The sequence below is a fragment of the Bradyrhizobium barranii subsp. barranii genome (assembly GCF_017565645.3).
Classification (GTDB): domain Bacteria; phylum Pseudomonadota; class Alphaproteobacteria; order Rhizobiales; family Xanthobacteraceae; genus Bradyrhizobium; species Bradyrhizobium barranii.
In genome coordinates, this window is the sequence record NZ_CP086136.1 from 5,650,690 (window position 1) to 5,668,473 (window position 17,784).

The 17,784-nt window shown below is 61.8% G+C and carries 18 protein-coding genes; 6 read left to right on the top strand and 12 right to left on the bottom strand.

The genetic code is table 11. The annotated features are described in order from the left end of the window. Positions 1-29: 29 nt before the first annotated feature. The 7 genes from J4G43_RS27130 to J4G43_RS27160 form a co-directional block, all read right to left on the bottom strand. On the bottom strand, positions 30-221 hold the full coding sequence (locus tag J4G43_RS27130; RefSeq protein WP_063983274.1) for a hypothetical protein: 192 nt from the start codon (positions 219-221) through the stop codon (positions 30-32). A 203-nt stretch (positions 222-424) separates the two neighbouring features. Then, positions 425-2,038 (bottom strand): NAD(P)-binding domain-containing protein, encoded by a 1,614-nt coding sequence (locus J4G43_RS27135; protein ID WP_208086849.1) that lies wholly within the window; start codon positions 2,036-2,038, stop codon positions 425-427. Positions 2,039-2,659: 621 nt separating this feature from the next. Then, complete coding sequence (locus J4G43_RS27140; protein ID WP_225005156.1) at positions 2,660-3,409, bottom strand: MarC family protein; 750 nt, start codon at positions 3,407-3,409, stop codon at positions 2,660-2,662. Between the two features lie 177 nt (positions 3,410-3,586). After that, entirely contained in the window at positions 3,587-3,763 is a 177-nt protein-coding gene (locus J4G43_RS27145; protein WP_166096581.1) for a hypothetical protein, read from the bottom strand. A gap of 49 nt (positions 3,764-3,812) precedes the next feature. Beyond that, positions 3,813-4,163, bottom strand: coding sequence for a phasin (locus J4G43_RS27150; RefSeq protein WP_071913875.1), 351 nt, complete (start codon positions 4,161-4,163; stop codon positions 3,813-3,815). A 27-nt stretch (positions 4,164-4,190) separates the two neighbouring features. After that, the gene (locus J4G43_RS27155) at positions 4,191-5,054 is read right to left on the bottom strand and encodes an alpha/beta fold hydrolase (protein WP_208086850.1); all 864 of its coding nucleotides are present in this window, start codon (positions 5,052-5,054) and stop codon (positions 4,191-4,193) included. A 9-nt stretch (positions 5,055-5,063) separates the two neighbouring features. After that, a complete protein-coding gene (locus tag J4G43_RS27160; RefSeq protein ID WP_208086851.1) occupies positions 5,064-7,571 on the bottom strand; it encodes an alpha/beta hydrolase in 2,508 nt (835 codons plus the stop codon). 132 nt (positions 7,572-7,703) lie between these two features. Between J4G43_RS27160 and J4G43_RS27165 the strand changes: the two genes are divergently transcribed. From J4G43_RS27165 to J4G43_RS27185, 5 genes are all read left to right on the top strand, one after another. Beyond that, positions 7,704-8,630, top strand: a complete 927-nt coding sequence (locus tag J4G43_RS27165) for an alpha/beta fold hydrolase (protein ID WP_208086852.1) — start codon at positions 7,704-7,706, stop codon at positions 8,628-8,630. After that, positions 8,627-9,223, top strand: a complete 597-nt coding sequence (locus J4G43_RS27170) for a hypothetical protein (RefSeq protein ID WP_208086853.1) — start codon at positions 8,627-8,629, stop codon at positions 9,221-9,223. Before J4G43_RS27165 ends, J4G43_RS27170 begins: the two co-directional genes overlap by 4 nt. A 92-nt stretch (positions 9,224-9,315) precedes the next feature. Further along, on the top strand, positions 9,316-9,963 hold the full coding sequence (locus J4G43_RS27175; protein ID WP_063983266.1) for a CoA transferase subunit A: 648 nt from the start codon (positions 9,316-9,318) through the stop codon (positions 9,961-9,963). Positions 9,964-9,967: 4 nt separating this feature from the next. Continuing rightward, on the top strand, positions 9,968-10,618 hold the full coding sequence (locus J4G43_RS27180) for a 3-oxoacid CoA-transferase subunit B (RefSeq protein WP_208086854.1): 651 nt from the start codon (positions 9,968-9,970) through the stop codon (positions 10,616-10,618). Positions 10,619-10,631: 13 nt separating this feature from the next. Then, a complete protein-coding gene (locus J4G43_RS27185; RefSeq protein WP_208086855.1) occupies positions 10,632-11,090 on the top strand; it encodes a MaoC family dehydratase in 459 nt (152 codons plus the stop codon). Positions 11,091-11,096: 6 nt separating this feature from the next. Here J4G43_RS27185 and fabI read toward each other — a convergent pair whose 3' ends face one another. The 4 genes from fabI to J4G43_RS27205 are packed head-to-tail and all read right to left on the bottom strand — an operon-like array spanning position 11,097 to position 16,316. After that, positions 11,097-11,885: an enoyl-ACP reductase FabI gene (fabI, locus tag J4G43_RS27190; protein ID WP_071913861.1), complete on the bottom strand. Its 789-nt coding sequence runs from the start codon at positions 11,883-11,885 to the stop codon at positions 11,097-11,099. After that, positions 11,882-13,096, bottom strand: coding sequence for an acetate/propionate family kinase (locus tag J4G43_RS27195; RefSeq protein ID WP_208086856.1), 1,215 nt, complete (start codon positions 13,094-13,096; stop codon positions 11,882-11,884). Before J4G43_RS27195 ends, fabI begins: the two co-directional genes overlap by 4 nt. A 5-nt stretch (positions 13,097-13,101) precedes the next feature. Next, on the bottom strand, positions 13,102-14,064 hold the full coding sequence (locus tag J4G43_RS27200; RefSeq protein ID WP_208086857.1) for a phosphate acetyltransferase: 963 nt from the start codon (positions 14,062-14,064) through the stop codon (positions 13,102-13,104). Positions 14,065-14,093: 29 nt separating this feature from the next. Further along, positions 14,094-16,316, bottom strand: coding sequence for a DUF3141 domain-containing protein (locus tag J4G43_RS27205; RefSeq protein WP_208086858.1), 2,223 nt, complete (start codon positions 16,314-16,316; stop codon positions 14,094-14,096). A gap of 152 nt (positions 16,317-16,468) precedes the next feature. Here J4G43_RS27205 and J4G43_RS27210 point away from each other — a divergent pair, with 152 nt between their 5' ends. After that, complete coding sequence (locus J4G43_RS27210; protein WP_208086859.1) at positions 16,469-16,990, top strand: GNAT family N-acetyltransferase; 522 nt, start codon at positions 16,469-16,471, stop codon at positions 16,988-16,990. Positions 16,991-17,339: 349 nt separating this feature from the next. Here the strand turns inward: J4G43_RS27210 and J4G43_RS27215 are convergent, their stop codons facing one another. Then, the gene (locus J4G43_RS27215) at positions 17,340-17,663 is read right to left on the bottom strand and encodes a hypothetical protein (RefSeq protein WP_085401524.1); all 324 of its coding nucleotides are present in this window, start codon (positions 17,661-17,663) and stop codon (positions 17,340-17,342) included. Positions 17,664-17,784 lie beyond the last annotated feature (121 nt).

Below are 17,784 nucleotides of genomic sequence, written 5' to 3' on the forward strand. Positions count from 1 at the left end.
ATGCCTGACGTAAATTGATCAGCGTCCGATCAACGCCTTCCCTTCGCCCGCTTTCCGGACTTGCCACCTGTTCGTTCAAGTTTGCTAAGGGCGCTCTCGACATCCTTGATTGCCTTCTTGAGCTGCTTCTCGCGCTTTCCAAGAATGCTCTTGAGCTGTCTTCGCTGCTCGGCGGTCAATGTCGTAAAATCGATCACCTTCGTAAACGCGATGAAGGCCATTGCTTACCTCCCGATGGTGGTGGTCGTTAGGCGTGATCAATATGTGCAAGGCAGTGAAAAAAATATTCTCCAATATCATCGACCTATAGTCAAACGGCATTTCTTCCAGAAATACTCGATCGGCCTTCCGACCCACGGGCCCTCGTGGTGAGCGCGAGAGAAAGCGGTAGCAACTGACATCGCGCTACCACGCCGTCGTTATTTCACTTCCGCTTTTTGTTCTTGAGCCGCGCCGGTCGCGAGGTGCGCTTCGTGCGACCGAGTCGGGAAGACCTTACAGTCGGAGATTTCTCGTGGGGCCTTGATCGCTGCAACAAGGCGCGGAGCGTGGCAAACTGGCGTTGATCCAGCTGATTGGCGAAGCTCTCGAAATCAGTGGCGTCACTGCCAAGCTGGCTCAACCAGACAAATGCACTGTCCAAGGTGCGCAACTCAGGCGTCTGGTATGACAGCAGATCTCGGTAATAAGTTGCCGACTCCTCGCAAAACAGATCACGCGCGATGCCATTTACGAGCCGCCGCACTCCATATTTTATCCCCGTGATGGCCGCTCCTGATATTCCATGGCTCAGCATCGCTCCGAACGTAAAGTTGTGTAGCCCTCGCAGAAACGGAGCAGTGCCGCGGTGCCGCTCGGTGAATTCAAAGGCTTGGCCCAAATAGGGATAGCGCGCGAGGGCCTCGCTTTCCTCGCCTGATGGAGGCGTGAAGCGGTCGCGCCAAAGGGCTATTTGTTCAAAGAATAGGGCGAGCTCGGGACGCGCCGAGAGATCCGCCTCAACGCCGCTCGCAAAAATCATGAAGTCGAATTCGAATCTACGATTGCTGCTTCGAACCCTTGCAATACCGCAAGCTTCGTCGATGAAACTCCATCCGCAGTCGGGGTGCCAGGCGAAATTCTCAAACTCGCGGCATCGCCAAAAAGCGTCCTGTGTAGGCGGGACCGGAAGCTCCTCAAGAATGTGACGCATGAATCGCCAGCGGTCCAGGTCCGTCAGATCGCCGAAGTGGCCCAACATACCGGCAAAATTCATCCAAGTGAGTGGGTTGACCCGCGGCATCTCCGAACGGCGGAAGCAAAGGTCTACTCGCGCGGCGCCCGCCTCAAGTGCGAGAGCTGCGTTGTCAAAGGCGGATGCCCCGGCACCAAGGATACCAATGCGTTTTCCTGCAAGCTTGCGAAAATCGATATCATCGGCCGAATGTGCGTAAAGATCTGCCGACAAATGGGCGACCAGAGACTTAGGAGCGCCCCACCTGCCACTTCCCTCAAAGCCTGTCGCAAGAATGATCTTTCTTGCATACACCCGCTCAATTCCTTCGGAACGACGGAGATGGGCAAGGAAGATGCCATCCGCCGGCTCAATCAACATTAGTTCGACCTCGTTCTCAACCGGGAGGTCCAGGACGTCTCGGTACCAATCCAGATACGAGCGCCACACCTCCCGAGGGACGGTATCTATGCGACCCCATGCTCGCCGCCCAAATTTTTCCTCGTACCACGCCCGCACCGTTAGACTCGGGACGCCGAAATCAATCCCAGTCACCTCCTTCGGAGTCCGCAACCGTTCCATCCGAGCGAAGCTGCGCCAAGGTCCTTCGAAACCGCGCTGGCAACGATCGATGATCCTGAAGTTTGCTATGCGCTCAAGCCTCAAGCCGAACGCGATACCCAGCCCGCTCTGTCCAGCGCCGACAACCAGCACGTCCAAAACCGGCACTCCGTCCATAAATCGCGGGACGGTCCACTCCCGAGCCGGATAGTCCAAATAAGTAAGCTCGCGTCGAACGCGCTTCGTGAGTTGGGAGACGCTCATGGGACATTCCTGCCGCTGCGCTCTTGTTAGAAATGACTTTTGCCATTCGGCTTACTGTCCCATTACCACAGGTCTGATTGCAGAAAAATCGACCGCCCGACCGCCATTGGGTTTCGCACAGAGCGATTTTGGCCCGCAAGACAGCGGGCTATTATTCTAGCGCTCACTCAAATTCCGATCCGCTCGACGATCGAGCCATCAGTTGCCTCCGATCGCGAGATACGCAACATCGACAATCAACACGCCTATCGGTGACGGTCTGAGCGTCAATCGACTGAAAGACTCAGGCTAGCTCGCCCATCAGGCAGCCTCATAGCGGCACGCTTAGCCGCGTTCCTGACGAAGTCCCCTGCCCGCCCAATCGGCGTAGTGCCGAATTTGCGCGGGTCCATTCGTAGCTCGTCACCGTAGCATTGTACGCGAGCTCCGCGCGGATCGTCAGAATTTGCAATGGGTTCAACTTCTTGGCTGGCGTTGTTTGGAGGAGCGGTGACAGATTACTGACCGCGGCTTTTGACCGTAGGTTCGGAGGACAGTTTTTTTTCCTGAGGAATGGCTGGAAGGCTCAAACCGCTCGACGTAGAGCGCCAAACGCCGATGGAGACGGACTCTACCTGATCATCACCGGACCAACATCGGAGTCGCATTGGCCGATTGGTGTTGCGGTCCGCGTGTTTCCACCGATTGGATAGCGCGCGGAGCACTGTCCAATATGGACCGAGCGACCTCGGATACGCCGGTGAGGATGATCTGCACGCCGATGCAGACCAGTAGGAAAGCTGACAGTTTCGTCACCACGCTGGTGCCCTCCTCCCCGAACAGGCGCGCCATTGCGCTCGATTTCCGGTAGGCGTGATAGATCGCGGCAGTCACGGCGAACGCCACCAGAAGCGAAACGATCGATGACTGGAACATCGCGTCGAGGCTGCTGGTCCGGCTAATCCCGATCGCGATGGCTGTCGCGATCGTTCCCGGCCCGGTCGTCAGCGGAATTGTGAGGGGAAAGAAGGCCATGCGCTTCATGGTCGCATGATCAGGGGACGAGACCTCGTGAGGTCCGGCTGGGCCCGAGGGCGCGTGGAGCATGGACCAGCCTGTCGCTGCGACTACGAGGCCGCCGGCAATCCGAAGCGCCGGGATCGTCACGCCGAAGAAGTTGAGGATCTGGCTGCCCAGAAACAGCGACACCAGCAGGACCACGAAGGCATATCCAGCAACCCGCAGCGCAAGGCTCGCGCGCTCGTCTTCAGAAAGACCTCTCGTCTTGTCGAGGAAGATGAAGGCCAGTCCGTAGGGATTGATGATCGCGAACAGCGCGCCGAAGCCGAACAGGAAATCGGCAACGAGCCCCGATGTGGCGATATCACGCATGCTGCGCCCGCTCCGCTCTTCGGCTTACGGGCATGTGAAGCCGGGCGCTTTGAAATCGGCCAGATTGTCGAGCGTCTTGCGCGCAGAACCTCGAACAGCACGGCCGCCGACCAGCTGTTGACGACACTGGCCAGCAGCCGACGAAAAAACCGGGGCATCATCCGACGATACCGGATCTCACTTGTCCTTGCCGGGTGATCGCTCAAGACGCGATCTCTGCGCGCGCATGCGCTTGATCTCCTCCCTGAGCGCCTCAGCTTTTTCGTCTCGTTGCTCGCTCGCCGTTTCCAAGGGTTCGTCGCGAAGCAACTTCTGGAGTGCCTTTTCGACAGAAAGCTTGTTGGTCTCGGCCATACCAGACCTTTCTGACGCTACCGCGTCTGTCAGTACCGTGGTTGCAGTCTCAGCTCTTCGGACTGAACATGCCGCCGGCCGCCTTCATCGCCGCCTCACCCATGGTCTTGGTCTGGTCGGTCAGGGCCCGCATCTGCTCCTGGAAGAAATCGGCTTGAAGCTTGAGCGCGTCCTGGACGTCCTTGGCATGGATCAGCTTGTCGCTGAGGTCCAGGGTCGCTGTGACATTGCGCTGCATGAAACTGCAAAACTCCTTCGCCTGGTTCGCGATCGGCAGTGGCGACGAACTGATCCCTTTCTCCAGCATCTCGAAATAGTCGGCGTTGGCCTTACGCAGGCGGCCAAGTGCCTCGGTCAGCGCCGCACGGACGTTATCTGCGGATAGATTGATCTCTGCCATGACGTCTCTCCCTTCAGGTGTTAGCAGTTACGCGGTAAGTCCTCCGAACCAAGCGCCGAAATAGCCGGCGTAGAGCGCGGGTACTTCGAGATTCATCGAGTGCCCGACGCGAGGCACGATCACGAGACGGCAATCCGGCATCGCACCGGCCATGACGTGAAGATCGGCTGGCAGAATCCAGCCGTCCCATTCGCCCCATAGCACCAGATGCGGATGCTTCAGCTCCGGCATGCGGCGCTCGAGCTCTCTGCTCTCTCTTTCCTTCGTGAGGTTGACCGGCGTTCCGATCCAGATGCCCTCGGAGACGCCAAAGGTCTGCTCGATGATGCGGTCGAACAACGCCTGGATATCCTTCAATCCCTCCCGAAATCGAGGCACGGCATTCGGCGCCATGCTCTCGGGCACGAACAGCGAGGACGCCGCGGTCGCCATGATCGTCCGTGTCAGATCCTTGCTCGCCATCATCGCCCGAAACAGACCGATCTGGTCGGCATTGAAAGTCATGCCGAGCGGCGTCACCGGATCGAGTGCGAACACGCGCCCGAAACGCTGCGGCTGCATCAAGAGCATGCGGGCAGCGATGATGCCGCCGGTCGAATGCGTCGCGAGATGGCAATAACCGATGTCGAGCATATCGAGTGCCGCCAGCATGTCCTCGGCATGCTGCTGCATGGAGTAGTTCGAATAATCGGCGGCAGGCTTCGGCCGGTCGCTGTCCCCGCAGCCGCGCCAGTCGATGGCGATGACGCGCAGGCCCGTTGGAAACAAGGGCGCAGCCAGCTCGATCCAGTCCTTGCTGGCGAGATTGCCATGGATGAAGACGACGGTCACTTCGCCTCGGCCCCACTCCCGCCAGCCAAGCTCGATTTCACCCGCCTGCACCCGTGGCATAGACCGATCCTATTTGTTGAGACCGGCGGTTGGTGCCGCACCGGGAGGTGTTGGCGCCACTGGCAGGGCGGATACCACGGAACCCTTGATCATGCGATCTGTGCCGAGGGGCGATGAGGTGTCGACGGTTCCCTTCGTGACGAAGTCCACGACGTCGGCGGAATATTCCACCGGATTGTCGGTATGGATGAAGTGCCCGGTCTCCGGATAGATTTTCAGAATCGGCCGGTTGCCCGCATTGGTCATGCGCGTCATGAACGGCGTGATGACGTCGCGTCCGAGATCGGTCAGCCCGTTGAAAGCCGGCGTCGGGATGAACGGCTCCTTGTCACCGAAAGCGAGGAAGATCGGCGCCTTGATCTGGGTAACCCGCTCGTAAAGGTTCTTCGGATCATCCTGCTGGAGCTCGGCTCCGATCGTGTAGATGTCGAAGATGAAGACGTTGCACCACTGTTCGAGCTCCTTGGGGTTGCCCTTGGTAAGCCCGACGCGCTGCTCGGTATGGAAGCGCGCATATTCGCTGTCGCTGAAGAAGTAGCCGCTCTTCGCCGCCGACACCACGCCGGTGTCGGGGTTGCGCTTCTTGAAGTAGAAGAAGTCACGAATGCTCTGCTCGTCGCGGGCCTTCTCCGCCGCCAGGATGCCGGTCTGGTCCCAGATCTGCTTCCACTTGTCGAAGTCGCGACCGAGTCCCGGTTGGAACAGAGGTGCCTTCTTGTCTTTCGCGATCGTAATGTCGCGCGGGTATTCCTCGAGTCCGGACGGTGCTTCGAGCGCGAGGCCCTGCACCGCATCTGGCCAGGTCAGGGCGTACCCCGTGACGAACTGGCCGCCCAGCGAGTGGCCGAGATAATAGGCTTTCTTGACGCCAAGCTGGTTTACGACGAGGTCGTAGATGACCTCGCGCATATCCTGCATGGTGCGCGCCGGGCTCTTGTCGAGATTACCGGGCCCGGACATGCCGTAGTTCGGCAAGTCCGGCACGATCACACGCAAGCCACTCCGCAGCGCATATTGCATGATGTTGCCATAGTGCCCGCCGAATGCGCCCTTGCCGTGGATGATGACGAGGACCTTGGGATCTTTGTCGGTGCCGGCATACTCATCCATGTAGCCGATCTGCCAGGTGTTGCCGATCTTGTCCTTGGCGTTGGCGTATTTGACCGGATAGGGATAGGTCACGAAGTCCTTCCAGAAGGACTTGCTCGGATCGATGTTTTCGGCGACGCCCGGTACGCGATAATTCTTGTCGACGAACATCCCCGCGCGATCGAGGGCCGCGACGTCGTCCATGAAGGCGACGAACTTCGGATCGTTCTTGCGCTGGTTGATGATCGGGAACACGCCGTAATGGGCGACCGGGCTCTCCTGCGCGATCAGGTCCGCGCCCGGCACGCGATCCACGGCTTTTTGCGCCAGCTTGAAGTTCAGCCAGAGATCGTTGGTGATGTGCATCACCAGCGTGCGCGACTGGATGCGGCCGAGATAGGGATTGACGTTATGGGTCTCACCGACCCGGTTGCGCCAGACGAGATCGACGGCGTCATAGAGCTTGGCACGGTTGGTGACGCTCAGACCGGCCTTCTCGTTCGGCGGATTCCAGTAGAATATCTCGGGCTGGACCGCGGCCCAGTTCTGGGTCGTGCGGAAGCCGAAGTCGTAGCCCGTCATGCCCAGGATCGACCAGCCGAACGCCACACCCGGCATAGGGTGCTTCTCCTTGGGCAGATTGTAGTAGTCACCCTTGGTCGCCTGCCAGACCGGATCGCCCTCGATCGCGGCCATCATCATCTGGAAGGTCCAGTTGCCGACGGGGTCTTCACCGTCCGACTGCGTGGTGCCGCCGATCGGCATCAGGGCGCCGATATATTCGGGATGCATGACCCCCCACACATAGGTCTGGGTGCCGCCCATGGAGACGCCCGTGACAAGCGCGACACGCGCGACCTTCAACTCGTCGCGCAGCAGGCGGTAGTTCGCCTGCACCATGTCGTAGTAGCTGTACTGCGGAAACTTGATGCCGAGGCCGTCGGACGGTTTGCTTGCGCCCCACGTGCCCAGCGGGTCGACCATGATGACGTAGTAGCGGTCGGTGTCGATCGGCCGTCCGGGGCCGATGATCGGGACGCCGCCCGACAGGGCCGCGCCCTTGACCCACTGTTCGTACATATCGGTGGAATCGCCGGAATAATAGGAATTGATCACGACCGCGTTGGTGATCTCACCGGCGGCATTGCGCCGCGCGTTGCCGACCGCGATGTATCCGGTACGCAGCTTGCCTGCCCCGAGCGATTCCAGCGTCACGCCGCCCTCGCCGCCATTCTCCCATTTGGAGGGATTGGCCAGGTCGTACTTGCCGCCAAGCCGGAAGTTCGCGATCTCATAGGTCTTTTTGAGCCCGTCATGCTGCATCTGCGACGAGCGCCGCGTGAATGGCTGGGCGACCGCGAGCGCGGTGCCGACCAGCAACAGGATCAGGCTAACGAAGCAACGCTTGAGTGCGCTTCTCCCGTTCATGACGAACTCCCTCCTGGCGGTATTTTGCGCGAACGCTAGGCTGCACCTCCTCCTGAGGTTTGATTTAGCTCAATGGAATCCTTGAGCCTGCGTTGAGGATCGTGGTCATCGTCACGCTGGCCGGTCCCCGCAATGCCCTTCCTCAGTCATGGCTCATATCGTATCCGCTATGAGCTCGACGGACCGGCGAATGCGCCTGCCTATGTGCTGGTCAACGGTCTGACGCAGTATTCCGAGCTTTGGGGCGCGTATCGCGACACGCTGATCGCACGGCGGTTCCGGGTCGCTACCTTCGACCTGCTCGGCCAGGGCGCCTCCGACAAGCCCGCGCTGTTCATCGATCAGGACGACCACATCGCCGTGCTGCATCGCCTGATCGGCGAACTTGGCGACAGTCCGGTCTTCCTCAGTGGCATCAGTTTCGGTGGCTTGATCGCGCTGCGCTATGCCATCGAGCATGGCGCGCGGCTGTCGGGCCTTGTGCCGATGAGTTGCTTTGCCGAGCTTTCGCCACAACTGCTTCTGATCGGCAACGCCTTGCGCACCGGCCTCATCCTGGGCGGCACCGGCTACCTCCAGGATCTGCTGCTGCCGATGAACCTGTCCGACCAGTGGCTGAAGCCGCTGCTGGACAAGCTCGACAGCGTGAAGCGGCAGGGCTGGCTGGTCAACGACGTGTACGCCCTTCAGAACCTGATGGAGTCTTTCCTCGACTTCAAGCCGCTGACGCCGCAGCTCTCCTCAATATCCGTCCCGACCATGATCCTGAACGGTGAGTTCGACTTCCTCACGCCGCGGGCGTTGCACGAGACGTTGCGTGTGGAAATTCCCGACAGTGCGCTCGTCATCATCCCGAGGGCCTATCACGCCTTCACACTCGAAAAGGCCGCACTAACAGCCGACCTGTTGGCGCGCTTCGCCGAGGACGTGATGGCCGGCCGCTGGCAGGGCAACAAGCAGGTCTTGATCGCGCCGGAAGATGCCGGCGGAGACTTTTCCCCGTTTCCCGCCGGCTATGACCATCTGCGCGCGATCCCGGTCCTGAGGCCAGCGACATGAGCGCGTTCTTCGGACCGTTGCAAGCCGACGGGCGCGTGCCGCCGCGCCAGCAGACGCGGGTCGCCGCATTCCTGGTTTCTGCGCATGGTGCGCTGGCACGGCAATTCGCGGTCGCCCTGCCCGCGAGATTCGATGCCGCCTGGCAGACCGAATTGAACGCGCAGTTCTATCGCGAGAGCGAGATCGTCTCGCTTCTCATGCGCGCGACCGCCTGGGTCCCGGACCTCGCGCTGGGCCCGATGGCGGCATCCTGGGAGATGGCCTGGCTCCCCGCCCTGATCGACGGCATCGCCGATCACACCCGCGCGCAGACCATTCACCTCGCGACGCTCGCACATGCGGTCCATGCCGGGATCCGGCCGGCGGCCCTGCTGCCGACGGAAGCGAACGCGAACGATCCCTTTGTGATGGCGCTGCGCCGCATCGAGTTCGAGAGCGGCCGGCTGTTGCAGGCGCAGATTCTGTTCCTGAAGGGCCCGGACCTCCTACCTTTCCGGGACGCCGTCAGCGCGACGCTCGAACGGCGGCACGCCGAGGTGCGCAGGCTCTGGCACGAGACCCTAGCAGGCGTCGGCGTTGACCTGCGCGAATGACCCGGCAACCTTGACGCAGATCAAGGCCGAGAGTCTGCCCGCCCCCAACATCGATCCAGTATTCACCTGCACCTCCGACCGGAGTTCCGCCCATGAAGGCCGTTTCCGTCGAAGAAGCCGTTGCGATGATCCCGGCCGGTGCGAGCGTTATGGTCGGCGGCTTTATGGGCGTCGGAACCCCGGAGCGCCTGCTTGACGAACTCGTGCGCCAGAACAAGACCGGCCTGTCGCTGATCTGCAATGACGCTGCCACCCCCGGCAAAGGCGTCGGCAAGCTGTTCGACGCTGCGCTGGTCTCAAGGCTGACGGCAACGCATATCGGCCTCAATCCGAAGGCGCAGCAGCAGATGCTCGCGAACCAGATCGCCGTCGATCTCGTGCCGCAAGGCACCTTCGTCGAACGCATTCGCGCAGGCGGATGTGGCCTCGGCGGGGTGCTGACGCCGACTGGCGTCGGAACGCTGGTTGCCGAAGGCAAGCGTCAGATCGAGGTGGATGGCAAGCCGTTCCTGCTGGAGACGGCATTGCGGGCGCAGTACGCGCTGGTTCACGCGTTTCTCGCCGACTATCTCGGCAATCTCGCTTACGCACTGACCTCCCGCAATTTCAACCCGGTCATGGCGATGGCTGCCGACACGGTCATCGTCACCGCAGAGAACATCGTGCCCGTCGGTGTCATCGCGCCCGATCACGTCGTGACCCCGGCGCCGCTCGTCGATTACCTCATTACCAACGGGTGAGATCATGGACCCGCAGATCATCATCGCCCGACGCGTCGCCAGGGAGTTGAAGAGCGGAAACCTTGTCAATCTCGGCATCGGCATTCCGACCCTGGTTGCGAATTACGTTCCGGCCGATTTGAAAGTCTTCTTTCAGTCGGAGAACGGACTGATCGGCACCGGGCCGATTCCCGAACAAGGCATGGCGCATCCGACACTGACAGACGCCGGCGGCCGCCCTATCAGCGCGCTCCCGGGTGCGGCGACCTTCGACAGTGCGATGTCGTTCGGACTGATCCGCGGCGGCCATGTCGACGTCACCGTGCTCGGCGGCCTCCAGGTCGATGCGCATGGGCTTCTCGCCAACTGGATGATCCCGGGCAAGATGGTGCCGGGCATGGGCGGGGCGATGGACCTCGTCAGCGGTGCCAAGCGGGTCATCGTCGCCATGCAACACGCCGCGAAGGGCAAGTCGAAGATCGTCAAGACATGCAACTTGCCTCTGACTTCGGCGCGCCCGGTCCATCTGGTCGTGACCGACATGGCGGTTATCGGTTTTGCGGACGGCAAGGCGACGCTGCTCGAGACCGCTCCAGGGGTCAGCGTTGGCGAGGTTATGGCGGTGACAGAGGCCGAATTGGTCATTCCTGACAACATCCCGGAAATGACGATCTGACGAGGTCACGACCATGCGGATATTCAGCGACTTCAACGAGATCAAATCCGCGGTCGGCACCGAGATCGGCGCGAGCGACTGGATCGAAGTGACCCAGGATCGGATCAATAAATTCGCCGAGGCAACCTGTGACGAGCAATGGATCCATGTCGATCAGGATCGCGCCAGGAAGGAAGCGCCCGGCGGCACCACCATCGCTCACGGCCTGCTGTCGCTCTCGCTTGCTCCACTGTTCATTCGATCCGTGATGGGTTTGAAAGGGCTGCGCAATACGCTGAACTATGGCGCGGACCGCATCCGGTATCTGGCGCCGGTGCCGGCAGGCTCAAAGCTCCGCGGCCGCGTCACCATCGCCGAAACCGAGGACGTGCCGCCGGACGGCTTGCGCGTCAACTATCATCTCGTGATCGAGATCGAGGGCGGCAAGAAGCCCGCTTGTGTCGCCGAGCTGATCGCCCTGCACTATCGCTGAGGGCGGTCAGTCGATGATGTGATACCCGCCATCGATATAGAGAACGCCCCCGGTGATCAGCTTGGCGCCATCAAGCGCCAGGAACGCGGTGGCATTGCCGACGTCGTCGATGCTGACCAGGCTGCGCGCCGGCGCTTTGGACTGCGCCTTGTCCATGAGCTCGTCGAACTCCGGGATACCTGACGCCGCGCGGGTGGCGAGCGGGCCGGGCGAGATCGCGTGCACGCGGATCCCCTTTGGACCAAGTTCAGCGGCCGCGTAGCGGACGGCCGCTTCAAGCGCCGCTTTCGCCACGCCCATGATGTTGTAGTTCTCCACCACCATCTGGCTGCCATAGTAGGTCATGGTGAACATCGTGCCGCCGTTCTTCATCAGCGGCTCGGCGAGATGCGCCATGCGCAGGAATGACCAGCAAGAGACGTCCATCGTCTTAAGGAAGCCATCGCGGCCGACGTCCACCACGCGGCCATGGAGCGCCTCCTTCGGCGAGAAGGCGATCGAATGCAGCAGGAAATCGAGCTGTCCCCATTCCTTCGTAATCCGCTCGAACACCGCCTCGGTCTGCCCTTCCGTCATCACGTCCAGCGGCATGAAGATCGGCGCCTCCAGCGCCAGCGCGAGCGGCTCGACGTGCTTCTTGGCACGATCGTTGAGGTAGGTGACGGCCAGATCGGCCCCAAGCGCACGAAATGCCCTCGCACACCCCCAGGCAATGGACTGGTCGTTCGCGATGCCGACGACGAGGCCCTTCTTGCCCTTCAGGGCAACCTTTGTATCCGGGAACACGGGGATCATGACACCCTCTCTGGCCTTGGATTGGTCGATTGTCCGTTCATCAACAGCGACAGCGTATGCTGTGCGATCATCAGTTCCTCGTCGGTCGGCACGACGTAGACGGGGATGCGGCTGTCGGAACGCGAGATCAGTCTGGAATTACGCGCGTTCTCGACGGGATCTAGCGTGACGCCGAGCCATCCGAGCTGCTCGACCACGCGCGCGCGAATGTTCGCCGAATTCTCGCCGATCCCGGCCGTGAAGACGAAAGCGTCGAGGCCCTGCAAGGCCGCCGCGAGCATGCCGGCACTGAGACCGATCCGGTAGACGAAATAGTCGACGGCGAGCTTCGCCTTGGGGTCGGCGCTCGCCTCCAACTCGCGCATGTCATTGCTGACACCGGAGAGCCCCTTCAATCCGCAGTCGCGATAAAGGAAGTTCTGCACGTTTGAGGCGGACATCCCTTTCTCGGAGATGAGATAGATCACCACGCCGGGATCAATCTGCCCTGGACGCGTTCCCATCGGGAGGCCATCGAGCGCTGTGAAACCCATGGTGCTCTCGACGCTGCGTCCGTCCTTGAGCGCGCACATCGACGCGCCGCTGCCGAGATGGGCAACGATCACGCGCCGCTTCGCGATATCGGGCGCCACGCCCGGCAGCGTCCGGGCGATATATTCGTAGGACAGCCCATGAAAACCATAACGCCTGACACCCTCGGCATGAAGTTGATGGGGAATGGCATAATGGTCGGCGACGGCATCATGCGTGCGGTGAAATGCGGTGTCGAAGCAGGCAACCTGTGGCAGCGTCGGGAAATTCGCCAGCAGCGAACGGATCGGCGCCAGATTGTGGGGCTGGTGCAGCGGCGCCAAGGTCACAAATCGTTCGAGACGGGCCACGACGCCGTGGTCGATCAGTACCGGCCGCGAATAGTCCGGCCCACCATGCACGACCCGGTGACCGACCGCGATCGGCGTGACGCGAAGTTCGTCGCGCAGCCAGTCGCCGGCAACGGCCATCGCCGCCGGAACATCAGGCACAGCCTCGATCGGATAGGCCCGATCGGCCATCGGATCGCCGCTCGGGCCACTTGCCCGCAGCCGCGGTCGGCTGCCGATACCGTCCATCTGTCCCTTGATCTGACGACGAAGCGCACCGTCGCCTTCGATCGCATAGACCTGAAACTTCACACTGGACGAGCCGGCATTGACGACGAGGATCGTATCCATGGCGATCACGCGGCAACCGTCGGCGCCTTCTGGCGCCGGGCACGAGCATAGAGCGCGGCGACGGCACAGGACGCCATCCGCGCACGTGGCGAATCCGCGCGCGAGGTCAGCACGACGGGCACGCGCGCACCGAGCACGATGCCGGCGCCATCGGCCTTGGCGAAATAGGCGAGATTTTTGGCGAGCATGTTGCCGGACTCAAGGTCCGGAACCATCAGGATCTGGGCGCGGCCGGCGACCTCGGATGTGATGCCCTTGATCCGCGCGGCTTCGAGATCGATGGCATTGTCGAAAGCCAGCGGGCCGTCGAGGATGCCGCCGGTGATCTGGCCGCGATCGGCCATCTTGCACAGGGCCGCGGCTTCGATGGTCGAAGGGATTTTCGAGGTCACCGTCTCGACGGCAGACAGAATCGCCACCCGCGGCGTCTTGCCGAACCCTGCCTGGTTGTAGAGGTCGATCGCGTTCTGAATGATGTCGCGTTTGGCGTCGAGATCGGGGAAAATGTTGATCGCCGCATCCGTCACGAAGATGGTCTCTGCATAGGCAGGCACATCCATCACGAAGACATGGCTGATACGTCGGTCGGTGCGCAAGCCTCCGGTCTTGGCGGTGACGGCGCGCATCAATTCGTCGGTGTGCAGGCTGCCCTTCATCAACAGCTCGCCTTTGGCGGCATGGATGAGCTCGACGCCCTTGGCCGCGGATTCGTCGCTGTGCGCGGCATCAACGATCTCGAAGCCGGACACATCGATATCGCACCGGGCGGCAGTATCCTTGATCTTCCGCTCGGGCCCGACGAGCACAGGCCGGATAATGCCGGCGCTTGCGCTATCGATGGCGCCGCGCAGCGAGGTCTCGTCGCAAGGATGCACCACGATGGTCGACGTTGGCGGCGCGCTCTTCGCCGCCGCAATTAACCTATCGTACTTGCTGCCGGGCTGGGTTTGCGTCGTGTCGGCCGACATGATGTCACTCCCGATCCTGCCAATCCGCGTTACGACGCCCGTGCCTTGGGATCGAAAGGGGCGACGTTCGATGTCAACTCGCCCTCTCCGTCCAGACCGAAGAGCGCGGCGACGCGCTTCAGGCGATTGGCCCGCTCGCCGGTGATGTCCTCACTCGCCGATAGCACCTCGCGCATCGCCACGAAGGCCGCACGCCGCTGGTTGGTGTCGTCGGGCAACAATTTCGGGATCGCAGCGAGAGCACCTTCGCGATCGAGAAGCAGCATGAAGAACTGCTCACGCACCAGCTTCTTGAATTCCGACAGCGTCATGCGGGCGCCGGCATGGTCACGCCGAACCTGCCGCAACGCCTCGATGCTCCGCTCATCCACCATGCCGCGTGCGGAGCCAACATAAAGCAGCGCGCGGAGCGCCGCTTCGCGGAGCCCGCCCTCAGCGATGTGCGATTTCAGCTCGGCGATCCGTGCCGCGAGCATGGCGCGATGCTCCTGCGACATCTCCCGGTGGCGCGAGGGCACGGAATTAGGGTCGACGCCGACCGCGGCCTGGAGCAGCGGCGAGCCGTAGAGGTTGAGGAAGACGGCCTCGCTCAGCGCCTCCTGCGCATCGCGCCAGCTATCCAGCGTGTGCACGATCTGCTTCGACATTTGTTCCTGGAATGCCAGGAATGGATTGTCCTTTGAAGCCGGCTTGCGGTCTGTCTCGACACGATCGGCAGCCGATTTGACCGTGGACATCCAGGGGTTCTGGCTGCTGAACGCCTCGTATTGCAGCCGCAGCGGATGCATGTTGCGGGCCCATTCCGCGAGTTGGGGCGTCACCATGCCCTTCACCCACGGCCGCATGAATTTCTGATAAGCAGCGAGATTGAGCTCCGAGACACGCTTGGCCGCAGCAAAGCGCCGCTCGTCCTCGGGCGAATTTCCGCCCATCGCGCGGATATCATCCAGCGTGCGGGCCTCGCAGCGCATCACCCACTGGCCTACCGCAAGATCCGCATTGAGCGTCTCGTTGCCACGGGCCTCGAACGTGGCCTCGTAGAGTCCTGGCGGCAGCACGTCGATCAGGTCGATGTTGCTGGAGAACTCAGCGTGCTCCTTCTTGGCCACACCGCCGGATACGAAGATGCCGAGATGGCCGATGCTCTCGTGAACGGTATAGACGATGGTCTGGCCATAAGCTCTGATCTCGTCGACGTCGGCGTAGCAGTCCAGGATCCAGTCCAACGCCTGCTGCGGCGGGGTGACATTGTCGCCTTTGGAGCAGAACACCACGATCGGCGAGCGAATGTTGCGCAGATCGACCTTCTGGCCATCGGACATATCGATCTTGCCGGCTGCGAGATTGTTGCCGATGAAGAGCTCGTCGACGATGAACTGGATTTCCTCGGCATTGAGATTGACGTGTCCGCCCCACCAGCGCTCGAAATCGAGATAGCGTTCCGCCTCGGTATCGACCTTGGAGTAGACGTTGTACTGCTTGGTCCAGAGCGTATTCGACGGGTTCTGGTTCTCGAAATTCTGCACCAGCCAGGCGCCGTCGAACTTGCCGGCACCGAGATCGCTCGTGAGCGCCGTGAGCCAGCTTCCGCCCAGCAGGCCGCCGGAATAGCGCATGGGGTATTTGCCGTGCACGCCTGCCCAGTAGGCCAGCGGTGCACCGGCGATGATCAGCGGCCCAAACAGTTCCGGCCGCAGTGACGCCAGGATCATGACGGCCCAGCCGGCCTGGCAATTGCCGATCACACAGGGGTTCCCGTCAGCGTCCGGATGACGGCTGATGACGGTCTCGATGAAGATGGCTTCCGCGCGTGCAATGCGTTCGATGGTCTGCCCGGGCATCGGCTCCGGAAGGAAGCCAATGAAGTAGCAGGGATGCCCCGCCTTCATGGCGACGCCGATCTCGCTATCGGCCTTGAAGCCGCCGATGCCGGGTCCATGGCCGGCGCGCGGATCGACCACGATGAACGGACGCCGGCTCATGTCGATCTCAACATCCTTCGGCGGAATGATGCGCACCAGTGCGTAGTTGACGGGCTCGTCCAGCTTCCGGCCGTCCGTGATCAGTTCGGCGGCATATTGCAGGACGTGCGGCGCGGTCTGGGCGACGTGCTCGCGGTACTGGTCGCCGCGCTGGCGCATGATGTCCAGGAACAGGACGCTGCGCTGTCCCGCATCGACCATGTATTCCACGGCCGAGGCGACCAGCCCCGACATTGGGCCATCAGGCAGCTTTAAGTCTTTGATCGCCATGTTCGACCTCGTCGTCGCGCGAGGTCATTCAATTAAGGTCGGCGGTCGCTGACGTTGATTTAGGTCAACGGTTGGCGACGGTGTTCGCGTCAATCGGGATCGACCAACTGCCCCGCGGGGGCGCGCCGCAATCGGGCCGCGGGAGAGCTCAAGTGCCGGATGCCGCAAATTACAGCCGCCAGGAGAGACTTCGCGACGGACGATTGGTCGATATCCGGGCGCTTCGCCCCGAGGACGAGCCCGACATGCTTGCCGCGCTCGAGGAGACCAGCGCTCAATCGCTCCAACGCCGCTTCTTTGTGACGAAGCGTCATTTTTCCGAACGGGAGCGCGCTTTCTTCATGGAACCCGATTTCAGAAACCACGTGGCGCTGGTTGCGTGCACGGAAGAGGCGAACCGCAGCATGATCATCGGCGGTGGTCGCTATGTCATATTCGAGCCTGGACGGGCCGAAGCAGCTTTCGTCGTGATCGATGCCTGGCAGGGACGTGGCGTTGGCGGGCTGCTGACGCGCCATCTGATCGCTATCGCCCGCGAGGCCGGATTGACGGAGTTGACCGCGGAAGTGTTACCGGAGAACGCGGCGATGCTCCGCGTCTTCGACAAGTTTGGCTTCAAGCCAGCAACGACCCGCGAACCCGGTGTAATTCACATGGCATTGAAGCTGTCCTAATACGCGGCCGGCACGAGAGCTCCAGCATCGAGAGAAATGGCGGCGGCGCGTCGCGCCACCGTCCGTTGGTACCGGCACCTCCAAACGCGCGCCCTCACCCCAAGCCTGAATTTTCCGCCGCGCGCGATCTGTCAGGCGAGCGTCAGCCTGTTCGTCTAGCTTCGCAACATGTCGGCCGCCGACACACGCCGCCCCTCAGCAATCCCGGACACTGGCGACACCGCCCAGGGCGTCGCTGGTTGCGAGGCCCGGTTGGATTCGCGTCCATTTCCGGGCCTCGTTTGCTGCCTCAAAAGAAAACGGCGCCCCCAAAGGAGCGCCGCCCGAAACTCTTCGTCGCTGCGTTGGCTCAGTAGCCGCAGGACGCGCAGCCCATCTGCACCGGCGCGTAATAGGAATACCCCGGCGAAACCATCTCGACGCGCTGGCGCGTGGCGTATTGCGGCGGGATGCGTTCGTACTGGACGCTCGGCGGTGCCACCATCACGGTCTGCGGCACCATCACGGTGCGGTACTGCGCCGCCGTGCGGTGTGCGACGGTTGCGCCGGGCGACACCATCACGGTCTCGTCGACGGTGCGGTATTGCGGCTGCACGTATTGCTGCTGGTAGCAGGTCTGGCACGGCGGCGGCGCGTAGCAATTGTAGCAGCCGGCAGAGGCCGCGCTCGTCATGGAAATCGCGGCGACGACTGTTGAGATAACGATAGCGAGAGTACGAGACATTGTGGTGGTGCCCCAGTTGCCCAAAATGGATTTGCGAAGGTCGCGAGCAGTATACGCTGCAACATCCCGA

What these genes read in the sequence shown, in the direction of transcription:
- J4G43_RS27130 (WP_063983274.1), bottom strand. Translation starts at nt 221, where the DNA reads ATGGCCTTCATCGCGTTTACGAAGGTGATCGATTTTACGACATTGACC.
- J4G43_RS27135 (WP_208086849.1), bottom strand. Translation starts at nt 2,038, where the DNA reads ATGAGCGTCTCCCAACTCACGAAGCGCGTTCGACGCGAGCTTACTTAT.
- J4G43_RS27140 (WP_225005156.1), bottom strand. Translation starts at nt 3,409, where the DNA reads ATGCGTGATATCGCCACATCGGGGCTCGTTGCCGATTTCCTGTTCGGC.
- J4G43_RS27145 (WP_166096581.1), bottom strand. Translation starts at nt 3,763, where the DNA reads ATGGCCGAGACCAACAAGCTTTCTGTCGAAAAGGCACTCCAGAAGTTG.
- J4G43_RS27150 (WP_071913875.1), bottom strand. Translation starts at nt 4,163, where the DNA reads ATGGCAGAGATCAATCTATCCGCAGATAACGTCCGTGCGGCGCTGACC.
- J4G43_RS27155 (WP_208086850.1), bottom strand. Translation starts at nt 5,054, where the DNA reads ATGCCACGGGTGCAGGCGGGTGAAATCGAGCTTGGCTGGCGGGAGTGG.
- J4G43_RS27160 (WP_208086851.1), bottom strand. Translation starts at nt 7,571, where the DNA reads ATGAACGGGAGAAGCGCACTCAAGCGTTGCTTCGTTAGCCTGATCCTG.
- J4G43_RS27165 (WP_208086852.1), top strand. Translation starts at nt 7,704, where the DNA reads ATGCCCTTCCTCAGTCATGGCTCATATCGTATCCGCTATGAGCTCGAC.
- J4G43_RS27170 (WP_208086853.1), top strand. Translation starts at nt 8,627, where the DNA reads ATGAGCGCGTTCTTCGGACCGTTGCAAGCCGACGGGCGCGTGCCGCCG.
- J4G43_RS27175 (WP_063983266.1), top strand. Translation starts at nt 9,316, where the DNA reads ATGAAGGCCGTTTCCGTCGAAGAAGCCGTTGCGATGATCCCGGCCGGT.
- J4G43_RS27180 (WP_208086854.1), top strand. Translation starts at nt 9,968, where the DNA reads ATGGACCCGCAGATCATCATCGCCCGACGCGTCGCCAGGGAGTTGAAG.
- J4G43_RS27185 (WP_208086855.1), top strand. Translation starts at nt 10,632, where the DNA reads ATGCGGATATTCAGCGACTTCAACGAGATCAAATCCGCGGTCGGCACC.
- fabI (WP_071913861.1), bottom strand. Translation starts at nt 11,885, where the DNA reads ATGATCCCCGTGTTCCCGGATACAAAGGTTGCCCTGAAGGGCAAGAAG.
- J4G43_RS27195 (WP_208086856.1), bottom strand. Translation starts at nt 13,096, where the DNA reads ATGGATACGATCCTCGTCGTCAATGCCGGCTCGTCCAGTGTGAAGTTT.
- J4G43_RS27200 (WP_208086857.1), bottom strand. Translation starts at nt 14,064, where the DNA reads ATGTCGGCCGACACGACGCAAACCCAGCCCGGCAGCAAGTACGATAGG.
- J4G43_RS27205 (WP_208086858.1), bottom strand. Translation starts at nt 16,316, where the DNA reads ATGGCGATCAAAGACTTAAAGCTGCCTGATGGCCCAATGTCGGGGCTG.
- J4G43_RS27215 (WP_085401524.1), bottom strand. Translation starts at nt 17,663, where the DNA reads ATGACGAGCGCGGCCTCTGCCGGCTGCTACAATTGCTACGCGCCGCCG.